General features: G+C 29.4%; 19 protein-coding genes. 15 read left to right on the plus strand and 4 right to left on the minus strand.

Annotated features, from left to right (window positions below; all coding sequences use genetic code 11):
- Nucleotides 1–19 precede the first annotated feature (19 nt).
- A complete protein-coding gene (locus IGJ20_RS02365; RefSeq protein ID WP_075582553.1) occupies nt 20–1069 on the minus strand; it encodes an Abi family protein in 1050 nt (349 codons plus the stop codon).
- A gap of 365 nt (nt 1070–1434) precedes the next feature.
- On the opposite strand from IGJ20_RS02365, the gene IGJ20_RS02370 reads away from it, so the two are divergent.
- Nucleotides 1435–2007, plus strand: a complete 573-nt coding sequence (locus tag IGJ20_RS02370; RefSeq protein WP_010776240.1) for a tyrosine-type recombinase/integrase — start codon at nt 1435–1437, stop codon at nt 2005–2007.
- 48 nt (nt 2008–2055) lie between these two features.
- Nucleotides 2056–2703 (plus strand): EcsC family protein, encoded by a 648-nt coding sequence (locus IGJ20_RS02375; protein WP_048949478.1) that lies wholly within the window; start codon nt 2056–2058, stop codon nt 2701–2703.
- A gap of 19 nt (nt 2704–2722) precedes the next feature.
- On the opposite strand, the gene IGJ20_RS02380 is transcribed toward IGJ20_RS02375, so the two are convergent.
- Both IGJ20_RS02380 and IGJ20_RS02385 read right to left on the minus strand, forming a co-directional pair.
- Nucleotides 2723–3649: a hypothetical protein gene (locus IGJ20_RS02380; protein WP_224571439.1), complete on the minus strand. Its 927-nt coding sequence runs from the start codon at nt 3647–3649 to the stop codon at nt 2723–2725.
- A 541-nt stretch (nt 3650–4190) separates the two neighbouring features.
- A complete protein-coding gene (locus IGJ20_RS02385) occupies nt 4191–5051 on the minus strand; it encodes a leucine-rich repeat domain-containing protein (protein ID WP_010776243.1) in 861 nt (286 codons plus the stop codon).
- A 348-nt stretch (nt 5052–5399) separates the two neighbouring features.
- Between IGJ20_RS02385 and IGJ20_RS02390 the strand changes: the two genes are divergently transcribed.
- The 6 genes from IGJ20_RS02390 to IGJ20_RS02415 all read left to right on the plus strand — a co-directional run bounded on the left by IGJ20_RS02390 (nt 5400) and on the right by IGJ20_RS02415 (nt 10647).
- Nucleotides 5400–5972, plus strand: a complete 573-nt coding sequence (locus IGJ20_RS02390; RefSeq protein WP_002364685.1) for a recombinase family protein — start codon at nt 5400–5402, stop codon at nt 5970–5972.
- Nucleotides 5973–6171: 199 nt separating this feature from the next.
- Complete coding sequence (locus tag IGJ20_RS02395) at nt 6172–6384, plus strand: hypothetical protein (protein ID WP_010717475.1); 213 nt, start codon at nt 6172–6174, stop codon at nt 6382–6384.
- A gap of 17 nt (nt 6385–6401) precedes the next feature.
- A complete protein-coding gene (locus tag IGJ20_RS02400; protein ID WP_075582554.1) occupies nt 6402–7826 on the plus strand; it encodes a hypothetical protein in 1425 nt (474 codons plus the stop codon).
- Nucleotides 7819–8055 (plus strand): hypothetical protein, encoded by a 237-nt coding sequence (locus IGJ20_RS02405; RefSeq protein ID WP_016615346.1) that lies wholly within the window; start codon nt 7819–7821, stop codon nt 8053–8055. Before IGJ20_RS02400 ends, IGJ20_RS02405 begins: the two co-directional genes overlap by 8 nt.
- Before the next feature lie 473 nt (nt 8056–8528).
- A complete protein-coding gene (locus IGJ20_RS02410; RefSeq protein WP_010829372.1) occupies nt 8529–8798 on the plus strand; it encodes a hypothetical protein in 270 nt (89 codons plus the stop codon).
- Nucleotides 8779–10647 (plus strand): hypothetical protein, encoded by a 1869-nt coding sequence (locus IGJ20_RS02415; protein WP_002402275.1) that lies wholly within the window; start codon nt 8779–8781, stop codon nt 10645–10647. Before IGJ20_RS02410 ends, IGJ20_RS02415 begins: the two co-directional genes overlap by 20 nt.
- Nucleotides 10648–11508: 861 nt before the next feature.
- Here IGJ20_RS02415 and IGJ20_RS02420 read toward each other — a convergent pair.
- Nucleotides 11509–11805 (minus strand): hypothetical protein, encoded by a 297-nt coding sequence (locus IGJ20_RS02420; protein ID WP_413146906.1) that lies wholly within the window; start codon nt 11803–11805, stop codon nt 11509–11511.
- An 810-nt stretch (nt 11806–12615) separates the two neighbouring features.
- Here IGJ20_RS02420 and IGJ20_RS02425 point away from each other — a divergent pair.
- The 7 genes from IGJ20_RS02425 (at nt 12616) to IGJ20_RS02455 (ending at nt 22915) form a co-directional block, all read left to right on the plus strand.
- Nucleotides 12616–14367 carry a DUF262 domain-containing protein gene (locus IGJ20_RS02425; RefSeq protein WP_002384918.1) on the plus strand — a complete coding sequence of 584 codons (1752 nt, stop codon included), beginning with the start codon at nt 12616–12618 and terminating at the stop codon, nt 14365–14367.
- A gap of 46 nt (nt 14368–14413) precedes the next feature.
- Entirely contained in the window at nt 14414–15418 is a 1005-nt protein-coding gene (locus tag IGJ20_RS02430; RefSeq protein WP_075582556.1) for a hypothetical protein, read from the plus strand.
- Nucleotides 15399–15593, plus strand: a complete 195-nt coding sequence (locus tag IGJ20_RS02435; protein WP_002384921.1) for a hypothetical protein — start codon at nt 15399–15401, stop codon at nt 15591–15593. The genes IGJ20_RS02430 and IGJ20_RS02435 overlap by 20 nt, the downstream gene beginning before the upstream one ends.
- A gap of 123 nt (nt 15594–15716) precedes the next feature.
- The gene (locus IGJ20_RS02440) at nt 15717–20420 is read left to right on the plus strand and encodes a DEAD/DEAH box helicase (protein ID WP_002402278.1); all 4704 of its coding nucleotides are present in this window, start codon (nt 15717–15719) and stop codon (nt 20418–20420) included.
- A gap of 97 nt (nt 20421–20517) precedes the next feature.
- On the plus strand, nt 20518–21699 hold the full coding sequence (locus IGJ20_RS02445) for a protein kinase family protein (protein ID WP_002402279.1): 1182 nt from the start codon (nt 20518–20520) through the stop codon (nt 21697–21699).
- A 2-nt stretch (nt 21700–21701) separates the two neighbouring features.
- A complete protein-coding gene (locus IGJ20_RS02450; RefSeq protein WP_002402280.1) occupies nt 21702–21986 on the plus strand; it encodes a hypothetical protein in 285 nt (94 codons plus the stop codon).
- Nucleotides 21987–22471: 485 nt separating this feature from the next.
- Nucleotides 22472–22915, plus strand: a complete 444-nt coding sequence (locus tag IGJ20_RS02455) for a DUF3290 domain-containing protein (protein WP_002355544.1) — start codon at nt 22472–22474, stop codon at nt 22913–22915.
- The last annotated feature ends 3 nt before the right edge of the window (nt 22916–22918 follow it).

Genomic DNA, 22918 nt, shown 5'->3' on the forward strand with positions numbered 1-22918 from the left:
GTATATCATAAACAACTTTCTATGTCAAACTATTTTTCCATTCCTTGTAGTTAGGCTCACCCATACGTGTAAGTATTCTTTGATTTAAGTCGTAAGATTTTCTTTTAAATAATTTATTATTCCTATAAATTATAGATTTTAGAACTTTTAAAATAGGTTTAGTGTTCTCAAAGTAAGAAAGTACTTTTAGAGCATCAAATAAGCTAAGGCGAAAATTAGGATTCACATCTTTTGGACTTAAAGAAAGTTCGTTAACAACATCATTATTAATTTGCAAACTAGATGGGGTTTCAAATCGGTGCATTAAGGAAAAATGGGCACATTTATTTCTGAGTTCATGAATAATATCTAACAGGTTCAAAAAGAAAAACTTTTTCCCTCTGGGCAAGCCAAAATCATTTAAAACATCATATATATCAGTTGGTTGAAGATAGTGGCACATTCTCTTTAATGCTCCGAAATCAAGCGTTTGTATAGCAACCCATAAAGGTACAGCTACATTAGAATCATGTGAAAAGACACAGCAACCTTGAGGTGCTATATAGTTAGCAGATTTATAAAATGAGCTATCGATAAAATCATTTTTGGAGATTAACGTGTTTAAAAAATTAGTTTTGAATAATATAAATTTTTGAAAATCAGAATGAATATTTTTGTATTGGTAAGTTTTAAATGGATAGGATGAGTCTGTTCCTATATCGATATAGTTTGATTTGTTTGTATATTGCATTGTATCATTGATGGTGGAACAATGATTTTTTGAAAAATGATATGCAACAGAAGTTTTTAATCTAATTTCAAAATTTGCAATGATTGATAATATTGTTTCAGAGAGTTTTTTATTGAACCAATAAAGTGCTTCAAAATCAGCAAAAGTTTCTGTTTCAAACTTTTTAGGTCTGTGACTCGAATCTGGTAAGAGCATTTTCTCATGTCCGTTTATTAGTTGAAAATAGTTGATTCTTTTGAGTTGATTCATCAAATGTGCACTATCTGGCACTTTTAAATTTCTATCTTTTTCTAAAGTATTAGCTAAATCAGATAAATTTTTCCAAGGTTTAATTGCCATAATATACCCCATTCTATATTTATAACTTATAGTTTACAGCATTCTAATTAGATTTCAACTGGTATAGAAAAATATATTGTCCAAAATTAATATCTATTTTAGTAAAATTGAATAGGTGTTTTTTATATTTTCCAAAATTTAATTTGCTTAGAAATCTGCTAAACAGTATCATTTAATGTTCTACAAATTTGCAACCTCCTAACAACGATGCTATAAAGGTCCTTGTAAGAAGGATACTTTTGTAATTAGTATCCCTTGAAGATGTTGATTTATCAACATCGAAACAGACCACAAAGATGAAAAGGATACTTTAACTATTATTCAATGTAAAAGTATCCCTTTAAAACAGCATAGGAGGAGGTAAAATGACACGAAATATTATTAATGTAAAACCTATAAAAGATAAACAAGTGATGTTAGATTTTTTAACGGAATTGAAAAAAGGAAAACATGGAAAAAGAGACCATCTGATTTTTGTCATTGGTATTTATACAGGTTTACGAATTTCTGATATTTTGAATTTAAAAGTGTCTGATGTTCAAAATAAGACTACTACAGTCATTGTCGAGAAAAAGACAAATAAACAAAGAGAATTAAATCTATCCAATTTGACTAGTTTAATAATTGATTATTTAAATTCTTATCATGATGGACAATCTAATTGGTTATTTTATAGACCTTCTGACCATTCTAAACCGTTAGGAACCCATCAATACTATAAAGTCTTGCAAAGAGTCGCAGACACCCTTGAATTAGATTATATTGGCACGCACACGATGCGGAAAACATTCGGATATAAATACTACCGACAGTTCAGGGATATTCCTACGCTGATGAAAATACTAAATCATAGTAGTCAAGCAATCACGATTCGGTATATTGGATTAGAAGAGGAAGAAATTCGAGCAAGTTTAGACAAGTTTAATCCGTTAAATTAAAAACATGATATAATTAAGTAAAATTTGTAATTAATTAGGAGTGTTTTTGTGGAAAATCTTGTTGAAGATAATAAAGGACTTCAGTTGTTAGATACTTTATATGAAAAATGTTTGAATGGTATCCCTAGAGTATCTAAACCAGTCTCGGAATTAGCAGATGAGTATATAAAAAAATATGGTCGGACAGATAAAGCTATTGATAAATTAGTGAGAAACCAATTAAGTAAAAATAGCTTGAATGGCTTTGTGACAAGCTTCGGTGGGTTCATAACGATGCCAGTAACTCTCCCAGCTAATATCACTTCTGTTATTTATGTTCAAATGAGGATGATTGCTGCTATTGCATTAATCAGAGGATACGATTTAAGAGATGATGAAGTTCAAACTTTTGTTTATAGCTGTTTAGTAGGGCATGCTGTGGCAGATACGTTTAAAAGTGCAGGTGTACAAGTAAGTAATAAGGTTGCTTTAAATGCAGTGAATAAAATTCCAGGTAAGGTTTTAACTAAAATAAATCAAAAAATCGGCTTTAGATTTATAACTAGAGCAGGAACAAAGGGAACAGTTAATTTGACAAGAGCGGTTCCGGTTGTAGGAGCTGGAGTTGGAGCAACTATTGATTTTTCGACAACATGGGTAATTGCTAAAAGAGCAAAAAAAGTTTTTGAAGGTAATGATATAATTAATTTAGGGTAAATAAAAAAAGCACAGTCAATTAAGATTGTGCTTTTCGTTTCTCTTTTTTTAGCTGAACTGTATTAAACTTTTCTTTATTTTGTTGACTTCTAGTATAGAGACTATGTGCATAATTGAATTCTTGTTTATTTGAAGTAAAGTATAGTGAAGTCTTTGACTTAGAAAATTTAGCGAGATAATAATAGAAATCCATCAAAGAATGAATCACATGAACATCATATTGTCTGTTTCGCTTCATTTCATAGAAAATAAGTTTATCTAGGTTTTCAACGTAAACTAGTATATCGTCACGTATGTACTGACTATTCTTTTCCAAATTTCTATATGAAAAACTATCTAATTTTTGTTCAATTAATGGTAAATATTCAATGGTAGGAACAACTGAAATATCAATCATATCTAATGATTGTGTGTGATAGTTTATGTCTAATTTGTTACTAAGACATGAAACTCGAGTAGGAAATTTAGTTAATACATTTTTGATACATTCGACAAAAAAATTGTATTCTTCAGATTGTGGTCGTAATTGATTCACTAATTTATTCGCTTGTAGTTTTAGATGTTCATTAGTTTGAAAAGTATCTCTACCTGAAGAATAACAAGATAAATACAATTCTTTTTGATGGTCACAATTCGTTACAATATGAATATTTTCTGTAAAAATACCATAAGTTACAAGTTTTTGAACAACATTAGTTTGTCTATCTAAAGGGTTCATATTTTTAAAATCAAAAGTATTTGTATAGAAAAAATGTTTTTTTATTTTTTGCTTAGAAATCATTTTATTTTTTTCTAAAGTCTTTAAACGTGCTTCCAAGCTGATTCTGTTACATTGTAGTAATTTAATTAAAGTAGATTCATATATACCTTCTGAGTTATTTATTATCTGAAATAATTCCTCTGTGTCAATTGCTCGTTTGTTTACAAATTGAGTTGTCAAGTTCACTCCCTCCATATATTTTTTTGTTTTATTTTAATTGATTTAGTATTCTAAAAACTATCCCTTAGCGTATCTTATTCTCGTAAGTATCCATTCAACCCATATACTTATTAAGTAGTGTTGTCAAAGTGACGTATTTTAAAAAATTTTCATAGAGCTGCTGTTTAAAAAAATTCACGGAGGTTTCCATTGCATTTTTCAAAAATTCTTTCAAAAATGACCGAGTTTTAAAAAAGTTCTCGCAAAAGTTCTCAAAAAGTTCTTATCTAGGAATTCAAAAAATACCTCCATGTAGGGTTGATGTAGGGTTTGTGAAGCGTAGAAATATTGAAGATGTAGGGTTAACGTAGGGGTTCATTTCTAAATAAAAAAATATTAATTCTTATAAGTATCCATCTCGTAACTATCCTTTTTTACGCTCCCTATAATTCTATTATAGCATCGTTATTTTGGTGATGGAAATTTGAACGTTATGTATAAAATTTGTTGACAAAAAATGTAATTAATAACAAAACTCCTTTGATAATTTGTCAAAGGAGTTTTGTTATTAACGTGAAAACCAAGTACCATCCTGCATTTTAATACTATTGTTAGCTATTTTTGTGTTAGGATTTTTTATAGTTACTTTACTAAATTTAGTAATTGGAAAAGCTAAGCTCTCTATACTTTCTACATTTTTAGGGATAATTAATTCCCCTGAATAATTTGAATTTGCAAATGCCCCTCTACCAATTGTTTTTAGATTTTCAGGAAGTTTTAATTCTCCACGAAGCATCATAACAGTACTAAACGCATTATTACCAATATGTTCTACAGAATCAGGTAAATTTATTTCAAAAGAGGAGTATGCTTTACTAAAAATACTATCGCCAATAACCTTTAAACCATCATTGAAAACAACTGACGTTGGTGCAGATTTTTCAAATGAAGAACTCCCTATTTCCGTCAAGAATTTTGGAAATTGTATTTTACCATTTAAATTGGTTGATTGAAAAGCATTATTTTTAATTTTTGTAACTGGGATATCATGAATCTTATCTGGAAATACTAATGTTCCAGTCATTTTAGAATTTCCGTATAGATAATCTCCATTATAATTAGAACTCTTATCTATAGATAGCGTTCCATCTTCTAGTTGAGAAATTTCAACCCAGATTTCTGTTTCACCTGCTCCATTATTTTCACTTCTAATTTTAACGTACTTTTGTTCTTCTGTAATTTTTGGATATTGAGGGGAAGGAGTTTTTCTTGTTAGGTTACCTTCTGCTTGCTCTAAACTGTCAGTAAATATTGTCGATAAACTAGGTTTTAAAGTATCTCTAAATAGTAAATAGCTAATAGCTATAAAAATCCCAAATATAATTATTGCAACAACTATAAATAGTCCTTGACTTGTTCCATTTGTCATAAAAAATGGCCTCCTTTTTGTTATTTTATTGTAGTATAAATTATAGCAAGTACTTATCAGAAATCAATTTTTATAGAGTGTTTTTAATTTTGCTTATTCCTTTATTATAAGAGCTTTTGTGGTGTTTTCTGAATAATAATAGAAAAGTAAAGGCACAAGTGATTTACTCGACAACTTCTTATCAGGATGTAATAATATAAGTATCTTGACGATAACCATTTTAAATAACCTCTATATTTAAATGCGTTTCAAATACCGTAGCATTGAAAGAATGTTACGGTATTTTTTATAGGTAAAATAAGTATTTTAAAATAAACTAAAATTTATAAAAGAAGGGAGGAAACTATTATGACAAAAATAATTGGATACATTCGGACTAGTAAGAATAATCAAAACTTAGGAGTAGAGGTTCAAAAAGAAGCTCTTAATCGTTATGCAATTGATTCTTTTTTCGTTGAACAAGTGAGTGGTCGGAAAGAAAATAGAAAAGAGCTAAATAAAGTTCTGAAAGTGTTAGAACAAGGAGATACGTTAGTGATTTATAAAATCGACCGTTTGGGACGTTCTACTAAACAGCTGGTCAACATTATGAGTGAATTACAAGAAAGAGGAATTAATTTAATCAGTATTAAAGAAAATATTGATACGTCAACAAGTATGGGAAAGGTTATTTTTACAATACTTTCAGCGATTGCTGAACTTGAAGCAGACTATATATCTGAACGAACCAAAGAAGCATTAGCTGTCCTTAAAGACAACGGTGTTCAATTAGGGAACAAAGGATTAGACCAAAGAACGATTCATAAAATTAAAAAGTTATATGTAGAAACAGATTTAACGCAAAAAGAAATTGCAGAAAAATGTGACGTTTGTGTTAAAACAGTATATAATATAAAAAAACGGTATCAGTTAACCAGATGATGGTTTCATCATTAGATAGAATCTGATATAATGATTGCCGGTAATGAACGTTCGTTTGTTACCTATGAAGCACAAAAAAATATAAATACATAGAATGGTTGATAAATCTGAATTTTTGTATTCGGAAATATCAGCTTTTTTTGTTTGTTTTTAACGAACGTTTGATTCACGCAGCAAAAGAAGAGAAAGGATTGAAAAAATGGCACTTAAAGGTGGACGTATTTTTCAGGAAATGATAGAAGTACCTGACGAGAAGGAAAAAGGATGTGGATGCATAGGTTGGATAGTATTATTAGTGATTGCTATAACAATTCTGATACATGTATTAGATTTTGTTTTCCAACACTTGTTTATTTCCTTTTTATTTGTCGCTGGAATAGTATTTGTGATTAGTTTATTTAATAAAAAATAACAGGAGAGGTGAATAAAATGAAAAAATGGGTAAAAATGACAAGTCTTGGCTTGTTATCATTTAGTATGTTAGGTGCGTGTGGGAAAGTGCAAGATACTAAAGACAGTAAAGAAGTTCAATCATCCACAGTAGAATCAACAACCCATACTAAAGAAAAAGAATCAATTATTCAATCAAAAACAGCGACAGATTACGATACGATTTATGTTCAAAATGAACTAGTAATCGGTCAAACTGGAGATGACAGTTCGTATAATTGGACAATTTATGATACATCATTAAATGAAAAAAATTCTATTTTAAATGCTGATATGAAACGAGATGAACTGTCACATTCGTTAGAAACAGGTTATTCAAAAAAGGTAAATGGAACAGCAGTAATAGAACAGGATATTCATGAAGATGAAGTATATTCCACTTATTTAGATGAAAATGGTGAGTTAAAAGGAATTAGATTGGGAGAAAGAACAGTTGATAATCCTGCATCTCTTAATACACTAACTTCAGGAAAATATGGAATAATTCCATATCGTTATTCTTCAAGAGTTACAATTAATTATTTAGCTAACGGATACAGAGAAAAGAGGTTTTATACGGTTTATGGTAGTATGTCAGGCGATATAAATAAAAATAGCTATTTCACACTTCTTGACCAAATGAATGATAGCAAGACAGGTAATGATACTTCTGTTCAGATTTATGATGCAAAATTGAAAGACAGTGGTGATAACCGTAGTGGTGAAAAAGATATAGCCACTAAAACAATTGATACAGTCAAATTAGATACAGCAACAAATATAAACGATAAAAATCGTCTATTTATCAGACAGTATACAACTGGTTTAGTTGATGACCCAGCAATTTGGACGTTTTATGATTTAGATTCTGGTACGATTTACAATTATCCATCAAATATAGAAATTGTTAAATTTGTTGAGTATGGCATTGATAAACCAATTGGTGATGGTGAGTTTTTGGGAGATATTGGTGAAGCAGAAAACTATATTTTTGAAGATTTGAACGAAAAAGTAACATCTGATGTCTCGACCCCATCTAGTATTGATTTTACACCAAGAAAAAAAGGGATTATTTCATCTGATGGAACAATTATTAAAGAACCGTTCGCTTTTGAAATTAAGAAACCGAACATCAATGGAATTGCTCCTTATAAACTAGAAAAAGATGGGCAATATGGACTAATAAACGTAAATACTGGTGAAATTATCAAAGAGCCATTTGCTTATAACATTCAACCATATAACGACAATGGATTATCAGCGATGACAGTATCTGAAGATGGGAAATATAGTATCATTGATGAAAAAGGAAATATATTAGAAGAAACAGAATATATTTATATATCCCCATTAACTAATGATAATCTAGCCAGTTATCGAGAAAAGGCAAATGAAAGTTTAGGCGTGTTGAAAGTCAATGGATAAATTAGTTCAGAAAAAATATGTCCTTCATAAAGTGAAAAGGACTTTCTATAAAGCAAATATGACGATTTCACAGATAGTCGTAAACAGTATAGCCAATGAATTATATAAAGAGTTTACCAAGTGTTCAGAAAAAGAGCAGGAAGGTTTATTAGTATCTGATGAACTTGTGAAGTTACTTTGGGATAAACATGTGATAACAAAAGAAAAAGAATTATTAAAAGAGATATGATTTTATTCATGTCTCTTTTTTTATAAAAAAGTATCTTAAAATTTTTGTAAAAAGTCACTTAAAAAATAACCCTCGAAAAAGTCAACAAAATCAAGGGTTTTCTCTTTGTTGACAGAATTAATAGATTGTTGTTATATCAACGTTTTAAAGTGTTATTTTTCAAAAAACATCTCTCAAACGACACGAAAAAATTTTTGTGGGTAATTCTACGCTTAAATGAATCTGAGAGGTGTTTTTTTAGTATGTAGATATATATATAATTAGAATAAACCTTGATATATCAAGGTTATTAAGTTCTTTTTATCTATTTAAAAAAGTCGTAGAAAAAGGGAGGTTATAAAAGACGATTTTTGATAAAAAGCCACTAATTATTTTTTAGTGTCCGATTGTGACAGAATTACTTTACTTCAGATTGAAATGATGATATAGTCCGGCAACAATGATTAATAAAATAATTAATGGAGGATAAATATATGAATGTAAAAAAATTAACAGAAGAGGAATTGATTGAGAAACAAGAAAAGGTAAAAGCTTTGCTACATATCTTAGATAAAATTTACGGAGTTAAAATGACTGTGTTTTCTAAGGCAATCGGTATTCATAACCAAAACTTGCACAACTTTCGAAAAGGGAGACGTGGATTGACAGAAGAAAAAACTATATTATTAGAAAAAATAATCGTTAGAAAGTATGGTAGATTGTTAATGTTGGAGGATAGTGAGTATGAAAGTGTATTTAAGTAATATTTTAAATAAAGAAAAACCAGACCAATACAAAGTAAAGAAGATTTCTAATACTATTTTAAATAATCTAAGAGAAATGACTATTCAAGAGTTTGCGGAAGAATTGTCTGTAAATGGAAAAACCGTTGTGTTAGCGGAGTTATCAGAGAATAAGTTATCAAAAATGACACCAATAGTAGGACAAGAAGTTGTAATGTTAGATTTTGATAACAAGGATGAGAATAATTTATATACGATTGAAGATTTAGAAGCCGATTCTTTTATGCAGGAGAATGCTAGTTTTATCTATCGAACATTTAGCGATATATATTCTGAAATTGATAAATTTAGAGTGGTCTTTCATTTAGACAAATTGGTGACTGAGAACCAAGTGATAGAACAGATTTATCAATCTTTATTTAAAAAGTATCCACAAGCAGATAGTAGCGTTGGTCAAACCAATAGATTATTTTTTGGAAGCAATAGTGGCTATGAAGTGATTGATTGGGATAATCGGTTAGATACTACAAAATTAGCAGAGGTAAGAAATACAGATATTTCTAAAGAGGTCAAAGCTATAAGTGGTGAAATGATTGATGATTCTATACCTAATTATGAATTATTAAAATTAGGTAGATTTGATATTGTGAAAGAGAAGTTAGGGGACAATTATAAACAAGAATTTCCTGATGATTATAATGCGATGAATTACTTTAAATCGTTAGATATGAGGGAATTTCTTGAATTACCTAATGAAAATCCGTTTTTTGATATTTTTCATGAAGAGTCAGAACCTAGTGCATCAGTATTTTATGCTGAAAAATATGGGATATTCTTATATAAATGTTTTAGTGAAAGTCATCCTTATTGTGGGAATATTATTTCTTTACTTGAAAGATATTTAAAAATATCTTCAATTGAAGTAGTTAATTTATTAGTAGAACTTACTGGCTCGACCGTAACAAACACTTCACAACTAGGTCAAAGTAAATTTAACGCCCAAAAATTTAAAAAAGAATTACAATCAGGAGAATTAGAAGAAAACTATCCTGAATTATATAAATACTTTAGTAGATACCAAGTAGAAATTCCTATTATTTTAGATTTTATGTATGACTATGTATATACTGACGAGAATGGAGAGTTACGGTATTTAAATTACTATAGTATTAACAATTTAGCTAAGCAATTAGCTAGAGCTACCAATAAAAAGAAAATAAGTATTGATAGGACAAGACAAATTCTGTATCACATGATTGTAACTGAAGTGGTTAAAAAGAAACCAGAAGCTGAAATTCCTGAAAATATATTTAATAATTTGATATTGGAACAAAAGAAAGACAGTAATAAATTAAGGACTAGTAATATTTATGAACCAACGAACTTAACTGATGAAAATAAAGATAATAGTGAAGGAATAGCTAAAATTTTGAGGGAAAATAAAGTAACGGTCGGTAGTCTAAGTTACGAGTTAGTATATAGATTATTTGGGGAAGAAAAAGCGTATCAAGATTTTCCACAATCCTATGAACCACTTATTCAACGAAAAATGATTAAAATGAGTAAGACCAATAGTAATATAAGTCAAGCAAGTGAGAAGTTAGAAAAAACAGCTGTTAAAATTATCATGAACGAGATAGAAAAAAAAGGATATGTATACGAAAAAGATGTTATTTCTAAGTTAGCCAAAGCGAGAAGGTTGAAAATAAACGATACTAAGAGGAAATTCCAGAAAATTCGAGTAGATGTATACAATAAATATGATTTAGAAAGAGAGAGATTAACAAAAGAGTTATATCAAAAATTTAATATCGAAGAGAGCTATACATCTAAAGTTGTTATTTATAAAAGAGATATTCTAGGCAGATAGTGAGAGTACTATCTGTCTTTTCTATTAGAAACCATTGATAATAAGGATTATTTCTATGTATTAAGAATATTATCTCTTTTTGTATCAATTCAAAATTGCGTATTGAACTAAGAAAATTCTTATCGTTTACCCCTAGAAATACTGACGAAATTAATAGAAATCATTAGATACCTCTATAAGGAATATTCCCTCTAGAGGTATCTAATGAGGAGGCTTATAAAAGCCAATAAAATCAATAGTAAACTACGTGTTTTTTCTAAGACCAATACGCACTTTTTATATTCCCTCTAGAGGTATCAAACGTTTATGTTTATAAAAGTCAATAAAACTAGGGGAAAACTATTTGTTTTCACATATATAAATACTCAAAAACTTATTTACACTAAAGAATAGTGTGATATAAATAACTGCAAAACGTTGATATATATGTGTTTGTATTTTTGAGTTTCAGCAAGATTGAATCTTGCTTACTTAATAGATGTGCTTATGTTTAGTAATATAGCTAAAATTTGCTCTCTCTATTTCCTGATATAACAAGTTAGTGGTAATTAATCATAAATTGTAGTTTGAATATCCTTTTAGGGAATCAGCCTTAAACATCATCATATCAGTAATATATCTTTAATGATATATTTTTTTCTATATTAAATGTCTAGGTGTTTAAATAACGTTAAATACATTTTAAACAGTCTGCTTTCATCCCTTAGTGTCTTGAAAATGACTTTCGACTAATTTTATACAATTTTATACATAAAAATTTATAATCGCTTAAAACGCAATTTAAGCAGCATAAAATTGATTTTGAATTTTAAGCAAAGAAATTACTAATGATTTTTAATAGTCAATAAGATTTGAGAAGTATTAATCTATAATTTGACCATCAGAATTCATTTTTTTAATTTCAACTATTTGTTGTTCATAGAATGGCGAGGTAGTTATTTTAATCTTTTTATCTGTTGAAATCGTTAAAGAAGAAATATAATGAGGAGTTACTGCCACTTTAGCAGATGTTTCTGACAACGTAATTAATAATGATTGATTGTCGCCAAAAGTAGTATATTCAGAAACAATAGCAACTAATTCATCTTTATTTGTTAGTATCGACAAATAATTAGGAGCTTCGATAATCCATACAAATTGCATCTTGTGAGTATTCATTATATGTTCCAACTCTCTATTTGTTTTTTTGTTAGTATAATAGTAACTTAAAAAAAGAAAAAGTGCGAGATAAGAAAATCTTTATAGTTTATCTCTAGAAACACTGATAAAAATGGCTGTAAAAAATTGATATATCAGTATTTATTTTTTAGTGCCGGCAAGAGATATCTTGCTTACTTAATATCACTATCTAGGTTCAGTAAAATAGCTAAAATTGACGCTCTAGATATATTTATATAATGAAATAGTGATAATTCATTGTTGCTTTAGTTGAATTATTTGTTTTTTTGAAATCAACTAGAACTATCTTCATATTTAGAATATATAGGTAAAGTTATATTTTTATTTTGTTTAGATATGTAGTGTTAAAATAACGTAGTATGGAATTTAAATAGCCTGTGTTATTGCTTAGGAGTTTTAAAATTTATTCTTGATAAATTAATACTTAATATTTTAGAAACGCTTAGAATGTAATTCAGGCAGCATACAATCGATTCTGGAGATTTTGAATATATTTTTAGAAGAGAGGAAGTGTGGTCTGGCTTCTGTGAATATTAATTTAAGTTAATAGTAAGAAAAGTATGGATTATACGAGTTTTTTATATCTATTTTAAGTTGATTTTTCTTATAAGTTTGAGATAATATTGTATGATTGGAAAATTTAGAAGAACGGAATATAAAATAGAGTAATTTTACTTGTTATTTGATTATGGAACCGTATTCTCTAAAATATTGTTCTTTATTATTGTGATAATTCAAAAAATACACTCACAGATTAAAAAATAAGTCAACTATGCAAGGAGATATGATATGGTGGAAAGAGGATTTCAACCGTTAATTACTATCAAAGAAGCTATTGAAAATATAGACAAAAATATTTATCTATTACCTGCTATCCAAAGAAAATTTGTATGGAGCCCAGAGCAGATAGAATCATTGTTTGATAGTATCATGAGAAAGTATCCTATAAATTCGTTAATGTTATGGCAAATTACTTCAGATGAAATAAAAAATAATTATAGATTTTATTCTTTTTTGAGAAAATATAAACAACGTTTTGGAGAAATGAATGAATATTATAATTCTATGGGACGAACAGACAATTTTTTTGCAGTAATTGATGGACAACAGAGGTTGAACAGCTTATATATTGGACTAAAAGGAAGCTATGCAGTTAAATTAAATCACAAACGATGGGTGGACAATGAAGACAATTTTCCTCCAATGAAGTTATACTTAAATATAAAAAATACCTATAAGCAAGAAACAAAAATTGATAAAGAATATGAATTCAAATTTTTACGTAGAGATAAAGTAGAGAAAGAAAATAAATTAGGTGAAAAATATTGGTTTGAAGTAGGAAGTATTTTAGGCTTGTCAGATGAAAAAAATCGATGTTCTTATTTAGAAAAAGTGGGTTTAGAAAATAATGAATACTCCAAAGATATATTAAATCTGTTATATGAGACTATCAACGAAGAAAAAGTTTTAAATTATTACTTGGAAGATGAACAAAATCTTGATAAGGTATTAGATATTTTTATTCGAACTAATGATGGCGGGACGAAACTTACTTTTTCAGATTTGTTGATGTCTTTTTTAACAGTTCATTGGTCTGATGCGAGGGAAAATTTTGAGGAATTAATTAGAGAAGTTAACCAGTTCGGTGATTTTTCTATCACAATAGACTTCATTTTGAAAAATATGTTAGTTTTATATGCAGATGACATAAAGAGTAGAGTGAAAAATTTTAATGAAGATGTAATTAATAAAATTAAAACTAATTGGGAAAGGATTCGTAAATCAATTCTTAATGCTTTTGAGATGTTCTATAGATTGGGTTTTGAAAACAGAACGTTTCCTGCTAAAAATGCTGCTATACCAATTGTTTATTATATCTATGAAAACAAACTTGAGGATGAAGTTATAAAAAATAGATTCTTAGATTCCAACACGCAAAACGCCAATTCTCAACTTATGAAAAAATGGTTATTATTAGTGTTTTTGAAACGTATTTTTGGTGGGCAATCAGATAGTATCCTTCGAGAAATTCGTAAAATAATTGATGACTCTTCCTCTGGTGTCTTTCCTTTAAAAGAAATAATCAATAGTGCTAAAAGCAATCCTACAAAAAATTATTCTTTTGATGATGCAATAATTGAAGGCTTATTTGAAGTACAATGTGGTTCTGATGACGCATTTTTTGTATTGTCTTTATTCTATCCAGATTTAGATTATTTCAATCAAAATTTCGATATTGACCATATTCACCCAAAATCAAAATTTCAAAATAAAACATTTATGGAAAACCATTTTAGTAAAGAAGAAATTGAGAGGATTGGTAATAATTGGAATAAAATTGGAAATTTACAATTATTAAATAAGGAAAAAAATATTTTGAAGAAAGATAAGAGTTTGTCAGAATGGATGGAAATCAATCACTTGAATAACTCATTTTTATTTATTGATGAAGATATCAAATTAGATATAGAAAATTTTGAATTGTTTTATGAAAATAGAGTTGCCAAGATGAAACAAGATTTAAAGGAGCTGGTTAAATAATACCTTAGTGGCTTGTAATTCAACTTATTATCAGGTAGGTGTTATTATGAAAGATTTCGAAATTGTTTTACCTAAAGACGCATCGTTATTGGTAAATGTTACCGATAAAAATTTATACAATTATGATTTTACATCTTATTCATTATTGCCATTACAAAGAATAGCTTCAAAATCGATAGCGGTAAAAATTAAAAACAGTTTATTTTCAAATATTTCAGAAATGAGTTTGATTGAAAATTTGTCTAATCAGAAAGAAACAGAATACGTAGCTAGGATACCTGATTTTGCAAAGGGAAAGATAGATTCTGGAGAATGGTCATTTGGCGTAAGAAAAAAAACAGGTGAAACATATGCTGTCATTAAGGATAATTTAAGTGGGGAAAATAAAAGTTTTGTTACTCTTGATAAGAAAATTGTAAAAGAGTTAGGTGTTCTACCAGAGTTATCAGCAATTCAAGGTCAGTTAGCATCAATTTCAGAGCAAATTGAGGGATTAAATCAAATTATACAAAGGGTAGAGAAAGGTCAGTATAATGATAGATATGCGGGATTTTTTTCATCCAGACAATTAGTTGTTGAAGGATTAGCTTCAGAGAATGAATCGAACAAAAGAGAGCTATTGATTAGTTCTATCAAAATTGCTAATGAAACAATTAGCAAGCTAATGCTTTCTATTCACGAAGATGCAGCTCTTTTAATTGATTCAAAAACAAAATCAAAAGATGCACGTAGAATTGATAATTTATTGCAAACATCTTTAGGATATTTAAATTCTGCAGTCCAACTAAACCTAATAGCGTATACAGCTTTGGGAGAAAAACAATCTTTATTTGCAACACTGACAAACTATCACTCGTTTGTTAAACAAGTGTTAATGAAAGAAAACGAAAGCGGAAGAACTATTGCGTGGTTATTAGATAATGCTCACGTGGGTGATGATGGAAGAATTCAGGAATTAACTAATGATTTGTCTACAAAAATTGAAGTGCTCATAGCAACTTATAATAATGAAAGGACAGACGTGACTGAAAATGAAAGAATCGAAAATTAAGACTTGTAAGTATCCAAATTGCAACAAAGAAGTTCCATCAGATAAATCTTTATTTTGTATGGAACATAGTCGTAGCTTAAAGGAAAAAAGAAATTTAGTTGGAACTGCTTTAGGTAGCGTAGCTATTCTAGGAGTGACTACTTTAGCAAACAGTATTATCAAGAAAAAGATATAGTTGGAATGTTTAATCATGTTATAGTCAATAAAGCTAGTCTACTTAGACCGGCTTTTTTTACTGTCCAATATTTGCGATAAAACTGTTATAATTAGATATAATACTTGTTGAAGGAGAAAAACAATGACATTTGATGAACTTATTCAATTAGCGAGAGAACAAGCAAATGAAGTTCAAAGAGACAAGGGAACTCTCTTTGAAAAAATTGCTCAAATTTATTTCAAAAATGAACCAACATACAAAAACTTATTTTCAGATGTTTGGTTATTAAATGAAGTTCCAGAGGAATATGTAATACCCAAAAAAGATACAGGGGTTGATTTAGTAGCAAGAAATGAAGCAACAGGGGAATTGACTGCTATTCAAGCTAAATTTTATGATAATAAAATATACAAAAGACATATTGATTCATTTTTAGCTGAACTTGGAAAATCGTATTATTCTGATGGAATTATTGTTTATTCATCAGATTCATTGAGTAGTAATGCAGATGAAGCGATTAATCAATTATCAAAACCAGTTGCACAAATTGGATTAAGTGATTTAAGAAATAGTCAAGTTGATTGGGAATCTTTTATTCCAAGTAGACCGAATGAAGTAAAAGTAAAGAATACGAAGAAAACTAGACCATATCAAAATGATGCTATTGATTTAACAATTGAATACTTTAAAGAAAATGACCGTGGTCAATTAATTATGGCACCGGGAACAGGCAAAACCTTTACAAGTTTAAAATTAGTTGAAAAGATGGCTAAACAAACGAGTAAAGAAACCTTTAATGTTTTATATTTAGTGCCAAGTATACAATTATTGAGTCAAACATTGATTGGTTGGAATAATGACACGGAACTAAGTATGCACTCTTTTGCTGTGACAAGTGATAGGAACGCTTCTAAAAAGAAGAACGCTGATGAATTATCTGCTAAAGATATTGGCTTTCCTGCGACAACTGATTCAGATAAATTACTATCTAACTATAAAAAAATAGAGAATAATCAACGAGATTTAACGGTTGTGTATTCTACTTACCAATCTATTGAAGTTCTACATGAAGCACAAGAAAAAGGGTTTCCTGAATTTGATATTGTCATTTGTGATGAAGCACATAGAACAACAGGAGCTAAGGCTTTAGGAGAAGAAGCAAGCGTATTTACAAGAGTTCATAATAATAACTATATCAAAGCAAGTAAACGCTTGTATCAAACAGCAACGCCTAAAATTTACGGAACAGATGCAAAACAAAAAGCAGAAGATTCTAGCATTATCTTGTCATCAATGGACAATAAAGACATTTATGGTGAAGAAATATTCCGCTTGGGATTTGGCCAAGCAGTTTCAAACGATATTTTGACTGATTACAAAGTAATGGTGTTAGCAGTCGATGAAAAAGTGATTCAAAAAGACATGCAGAAAGTCCTATCTGATAGTGAAAATGGCTTGGATGTTGATGATGTTTCCAAACTAATTGGTGTTTGGAACGGATTAATGAAAAGAAGCAGTGTAGATAAAGAAGCTATTTTTGAAGGAAAACCTATGCAACGAGCAATATCTTTCATTAATACCATAAATAATTCAAAGAAAATTTCTTCCCAGTTCAATGAAGTAGTCAATGAATATTTAGAAGGAAACGAAACCATTCAACAATCCATAAATGTTCGACATGTTGATGGTGCAATGAATACCTTAGAAAAGAAAGAAGCTTTAGATTGGCTATCAGAAGATTTTGCAGAAGATGAAACACGAGTACTATCTAATGTGAAATTTTTGACAGAAGGAATTGACGTTCCTAATTTAGATGCAGTGATTTTCCTAGCACCTAAGAAATCACAAGTTGATATTGTTCAAGCCGTGGGTCGTATTATGCGTAAGTTTAAAGATAAAGAGTATGGATATATTATTTTACCTATTGTAATACCAGAAGGAACGACCCCAGAATCAATTTTGGATAACAATAAAAAGTATGAAGCGGTTTGGCAAATTTTAAATGCGTTGCGTTCAGTGGATGAACGTTTTTCAGCAATGATTAATAAACTGGAATTAAATAGAAAAAAACCTGAAAATATGGACGTTATCGGTATAGGTGAAGCACCTTCTGTTGAAGATATGGAGAATACTTCAACAATTGGTGAAAAGGACGATACCATTTACCAAACTTCTTTAGAGTTAGATTGGGGAGAAATCGAGAATGCTATTTATGCAAAAGTTGTCAAAAAAGTAGGAGATAGAAGATACCTTGAAGATTGGTCAGAAGATGTTGCCAAAATAGCACAACGTCATATTGAACAAATAACCATTATGATTAGTGATAAAAATTCTCAAACTGCCATTGAATTTGATAAGTTTTTAAAGAGTTTACAACATAATATCAATGAAAGTATTGATGAAAAACAAGCAATTGAAATGTTAGCCCAACACTTAATTACTGCTCCTATTTTTGAAGCTCTTTTTGGTGAATATAGCTTTGTGAATAATAATCCTGTTTCTGAAGCAATGGATAAAATTGTAGAAGAGTTGTCAAGATTTGGCGGATTTAATAAAGAACAAGATGAATTAAAAGAGTTTTATGATTCTGTAAAACTACGTGCTGAAGGTATCGATAATGCAGAAGCAAAACAAAGAATTATTATCACTTTATATGATAAATTCTTCTCGAAAGGGTTTAAAGAAACCACGCAACGGTTAGGAATCGTCTTTACTCCTGTGGAAGTTGTTGACTTTATTGTTAAATCAGTCGATGATGTGTTGAAAAAACACTTTGGAAAAGCTATTGAGGATGAAGGAGTTCATATCCTTGACCCCTTCACAGGAACAGGTACTTTTATTGTTCGGACATTACATTACCTAAAAGATAAATTGGCTAAGGGAGAAATAACTTTAGCTGATATTACGAGGAAATATACGCAAGAATTACATGCAAATGAAATTGTGTTATTAAGTTACTATATTGCAGCAATTAATATCGAATCCACTTTTGCAGAGATGAATCATCAGGAGTATAAACCATTTGAAGGGATTGTATTGACTGATACCTTTGAATCCACTGAACAAGAAGATACGTTAGATGATACTTTCTTTAGAACAAATGATGAAAGGTTGAAACGTCAACAAGAAGTGCCTGTCAAAGTAATTATGGGCAATCCACCGTATTCTGCCAAACAAAAAAATGAAGATGGAAATCAAATTAGGACTGCTTATGAAAAACTAGATTCCAGTTTACAAACCTTTTGGGTAAAAACTTCAACAGCGACCAATAAGAACAATCTTTTTGATTCCTATATCCGTGCTATGCGTTGGTCATCGAATAGAATTTCAGATAATGGTGTGATTGGATTCATTACAAATAATTCGTTCATAGATGGGAATGCAATGGACGGAATGAGAAAATCACTCTTGGAAGAATTTTCTGATATTTATATATTAAATCTTAAAGGTGGGATTCGTGGTAAAACTAAGGAGCAGTCTGTATTAGAGGGCGGAAATATCTTTGATATTATGACAGGGGTTACTATTATTCTACTGATTAAGAAATTAAATAATACAGGAAAAGGTCAGCTTCATTATTTAGATATTGGTAATAATCTTAATAAATATCAGAAGTTAGAAAAATTGAAAAAATGGAAAGGCTTATCTGGAGCAGAATCAGAATTCCAAAGTATAACGCCAAATGAAAAAGGGGATTGGATAAATCAACGTAATTCTAATTTTGATGAACTTATCCCTCTAGGCGATAAAAAAACACAGAATGCTCTTTTTATTGATTATACTGGAGGGATAACAACTGGTAGAGATGGTTGGTCTTGGAACTTTTCTCAGTCTCAGGTTGAAGTAACAATGAAAAAAAGTATTGATTATTATAATCAATACCTTGGTGATACAAAAATTTATAAAGAAAATGTTCCAGACATTTCTTGGACTCGTTCACTGAAGCAACGCTTTGAGCGTAGAGAATCTCAATCTTGGCAAGGCGACAGAATGTATCTTGGAATGTATCGCCCGTTTACCAAGAAGCATGTCTATTACGCACAAGCGTGGATAGATAGGCAATACCAAATGTCTAAGGTATTGCCTATCTCAACGGCTTCAAATTTGATGATTTCGTTGTCAAATAAAACAGGAGGAAAACAATTTTCGACCTTAATGGTTGATGTTTTACCAGATAGAAATATTTTTGCGGGCGGTTCACAGAATTTACCAAAATATATTTATCATATTACTAACGATAGTTCTTTTTTTGATGTTGATGAAAAATATTCAGCTATTCGTCCCGAAATGCTAAGAAAATTATCAAACTTGAGTGAAGAGGACGCCATATACTATGTTTACGGAGTTTTTCATAGTGCACAATACGGAAAACTATATTATGAAGATTTAGCAAAATCCTTTCCCAAAATTCCTAATGTTAAACATAAAGAAAAATATATAGAGATTGGTAAAGAATTAGCTGATTTACACTTAAATTATGAAAATGTTCCTGCTTATGATGACGTAAATATTATATTTAAATCAGATAATCCAACTTTCAAAGTGAAGAAAATGAAACATCCTAAACGTGGTCAACTAGATACAATTATCTTTAATGAAGATATCGTTATAACAGATATTCCTGAACGTGCATATGAATATGTTGTGAATGGAAAACCTGCTATTGAGTGGATTATTGACCAATATCAAGTGAAAAGAGATAAAAAATCTGGGATAGTTGATGACCCTAACGAGTTCTCAGAAAATCCCAAATATATATTTAATTTGTTGCTGTCTATTATTAATGTTTCTATGAAAACAATGGATTTAGTAGAAAGTTTACCTCCTTTGGAGATAATTGACTAAAGTTTAAATAGTTCCAATAAGAAGCCTTTATTTAGGCTTTTTATTGTATTGAGAAATATGTTTAAACTATTATTTTTGATGTTTGGAAGTGAAATTTATGAATGTGGACTATATTCTAGATGAAAATGTTGATTTTTTTAAGGATTTTTCCAATAAAGTAATGGGGCAATTAACGGAAGAACGGTTATATGAAAATGTAGAAGATGAACGACTAAGATTTTGTTTCGCAGTATTTCAAAATCAGTTCAATTCTCTATTATCTTTCTTGAATGAAAAAGCAAAATATAATAATCATTTTAATGCAGACCCCAGTAGGGATTTAATTATATTAATTGATAAATATGAAGAATTGGAACATGCACTATCTAAAACAGATTTTGCCTTTAAATTGATGGATGAATATGTAGAGACGGTTCGATTTATTCAACCGTATCTTAATAATTCTGGTGGGTCAGCTATTCCAGAAGACTATCAGTTGCTAAACATCGTTAAATACGAACCAATCATTTATTTTGAAAAGCAAATTGAAATTGTTAAGGAGAATAACAGTTTATATTCCTCTTTAAAATTGGTTAATTCAGGTTCTTATGCAATGGTTTATAAATTTAAAGACACTTTTTATAATCAAATTTTTGCGTTAAAAAGAGCAAGAAGAGAACTAACATCTGCTGAGTTAATACGATTTAAAAAAGAGTTCGAAAATATGAAAAATATGGATTCCTTATATGTATTAAAAGTTTATAGCTATAATGATGATGCGAATGAATTCATTATGGAATATGTGAAACAAACTCTTAAAGAATATATTGATTCGAATAACACAAAATTACAATTATTTGAAAGAAAAAGGTTAGTTACTCAACTTTTTAATGCGTTTAAATATATTCATTCTAAAGAAATCTTTCATAGAGATATTTCTTTATCCAATATATTAGTAAAGGAATATGATGACAAAACCATTATATTAAAAGTCTGTGATTTTGGTTATCTCAAAGACTCTGATAGCACGCTGACTCGCCAAAACACTGAGTTTCAAGGTAGTTTGAATGACCCACAGTTAAAAATTATGGGAGCGGATAAATACACTATTCAACATGAAATTTATGCACTAGCTCAGGTGGTTTTTTATATAATGACTGGGAGAAAGAATTTGAATAATAATAAAAATAAAGAAGTAGAGAAGTTCATTGATTCAGGCATGAATGCGGATTTATCTAAAAGAGTAAAAACTTTAGAGGAATTGAAAGAAGTATTCTTGAAAACAGATTGGAGTAGATAAGTTTGAATATCCAGAAAGCTTTAATAGAACTAACAATAGATGAATCGGTCACATGTAAACAACTTGCCGATTTTTATGATACTTTTCATACTGATAAAGAATTTACAGATGCAGTGGATTTTTTAAGTAGAAGTATTCATGTAGATATGGCTCAAATAAAAGAAGAACTCCGAAATTCCGAAGATAAGGGAAGTTTAGGTGTTTTGGAATATATACAGAAACACTATTCTTCAGCAATGTTGTCCATGAATCTACTCCCTCAAGAAAAACGCAGATTTATCCATTAAATAGTTTGGATTAGGCACAATTGATAGAATAGAAAAGTCACATTAAATAACATATAATTTTCAACTTTTGTTTTGTGATACTTGTCTAATCAATTTTCCTACTAAAATTATTGATTAAGAAGTAATAGGTATATTGAGAAAAATAAAGGTTGCACATTGCGTTGGTTTGTAGCAGAAATGAATTGCTTTCTAAGATTATTTATTGTATGATGAAGCCTGATAAAAGGGACTTTCACTTATTTGAAAACCAATTTGCGGAACGCTGGTTTGCGGATAAATATCCAGATGTTGAACTGAAAAGTTTGATGTAAAATTAATTTGTAATCAATCAGTAGCTGAATCTTTAGAAGATTGAAGCTCGGCGCAGTCATTCTCAAGATGATTGCGCTGAGCTTTTCTTGTTATAAGGTATTAAAGTAGGCGTGATTGTTTTTTTTGAGATAGAATACTTATTATAACGAACCTATCAAGGAGTGGACAAGAACATGAATTTTTATGGCATCGAGTATTTAAAAAGCCAATCTAATTTAAATGATTACTTAAAGTATTTTTTTATTTTTGCTTTGTTAATCGGGCTAGTCATTGTATTTAGTTTTTATGTGCGACATCAAATTCAAACGAAATATCGTGAATTAAGTATTATTATTTTTTTATCATTATTATTTGTTTTAGGGGTTCAATATTCCAATTATCAACTGAACCAAAATCAGCATTCACAATCTTCACAAATGGTACATTTTGTCGAACAAGTGGCACAGGAAAAAAAGGTTTCTCCAGAAAAAGTTTATGTCAATGGTACACAATTGGCTGACGGAACCATAGTTAAAATTGACGAAGTCTTTTACAAAATGAGTTTAAGTACGGATCAGCAGTCTTATACGTTACAAGAAACGTATTTATTAACACCAACGATTGAAATCATAAAGTAAAGT

The organism is Enterococcus sp. DIV0294 (assembly GCF_050558155.1).
Taxonomy (GTDB): domain Bacteria; phylum Bacillota; class Bacilli; order Lactobacillales; family Enterococcaceae; genus Enterococcus; species Enterococcus faecalis.

Bases quoted from the DNA above. Each gene is read 5' to 3' on its own strand.
- IGJ20_RS02365 (WP_075582553.1), bottom strand. From the start codon at position 1,069: ATGGCAATTAAACCTTGGAAAAATTTATCTGATTTAGCTAATACTTTA.
- IGJ20_RS02370 (WP_010776240.1), top strand. From the start codon at position 1,435: ATGACACGAAATATTATTAATGTAAAACCTATAAAAGATAAACAAGTG.
- IGJ20_RS02385 (WP_010776243.1), bottom strand. From the start codon at position 5,051: ATGACAAATGGAACAAGTCAAGGACTATTTATAGTTGTTGCAATAATT.
- IGJ20_RS02390 (WP_002364685.1), top strand. From the start codon at position 5,400: ATGACAAAAATAATTGGATACATTCGGACTAGTAAGAATAATCAAAAC.
- IGJ20_RS02395 (WP_010717475.1), top strand. From the start codon at position 6,172: ATGGCACTTAAAGGTGGACGTATTTTTCAGGAAATGATAGAAGTACCT.
- IGJ20_RS02400 (WP_075582554.1), top strand. From the start codon at position 6,402: ATGAAAAAATGGGTAAAAATGACAAGTCTTGGCTTGTTATCATTTAGT.
- IGJ20_RS02405 (WP_016615346.1), top strand. From the start codon at position 7,819: ATGGATAAATTAGTTCAGAAAAAATATGTCCTTCATAAAGTGAAAAGG.
- IGJ20_RS02410 (WP_010829372.1), top strand. From the start codon at position 8,529: ATGAATGTAAAAAAATTAACAGAAGAGGAATTGATTGAGAAACAAGAA.
- IGJ20_RS02415 (WP_002402275.1), top strand. From the start codon at position 8,779: ATGAAAGTGTATTTAAGTAATATTTTAAATAAAGAAAAACCAGACCAA.
- IGJ20_RS02420 (WP_413146906.1), bottom strand. From the start codon at position 11,805: ATGAATACTCACAAGATGCAATTTGTATGGATTATCGAAGCTCCTAAT.
- IGJ20_RS02425 (WP_002384918.1), top strand. From the start codon at position 12,616: ATGGTGGAAAGAGGATTTCAACCGTTAATTACTATCAAAGAAGCTATT.
- IGJ20_RS02430 (WP_075582556.1), top strand. From the start codon at position 14,414: ATGAAAGATTTCGAAATTGTTTTACCTAAAGACGCATCGTTATTGGTA.
- IGJ20_RS02435 (WP_002384921.1), top strand. From the start codon at position 15,399: ATGAAAGAATCGAAAATTAAGACTTGTAAGTATCCAAATTGCAACAAA.
- IGJ20_RS02440 (WP_002402278.1), top strand. From the start codon at position 15,717: ATGACATTTGATGAACTTATTCAATTAGCGAGAGAACAAGCAAATGAA.
- IGJ20_RS02445 (WP_002402279.1), top strand. From the start codon at position 20,518: ATGAATGTGGACTATATTCTAGATGAAAATGTTGATTTTTTTAAGGAT.
- IGJ20_RS02455 (WP_002355544.1), top strand. From the start codon at position 22,472: ATGAATTTTTATGGCATCGAGTATTTAAAAAGCCAATCTAATTTAAAT.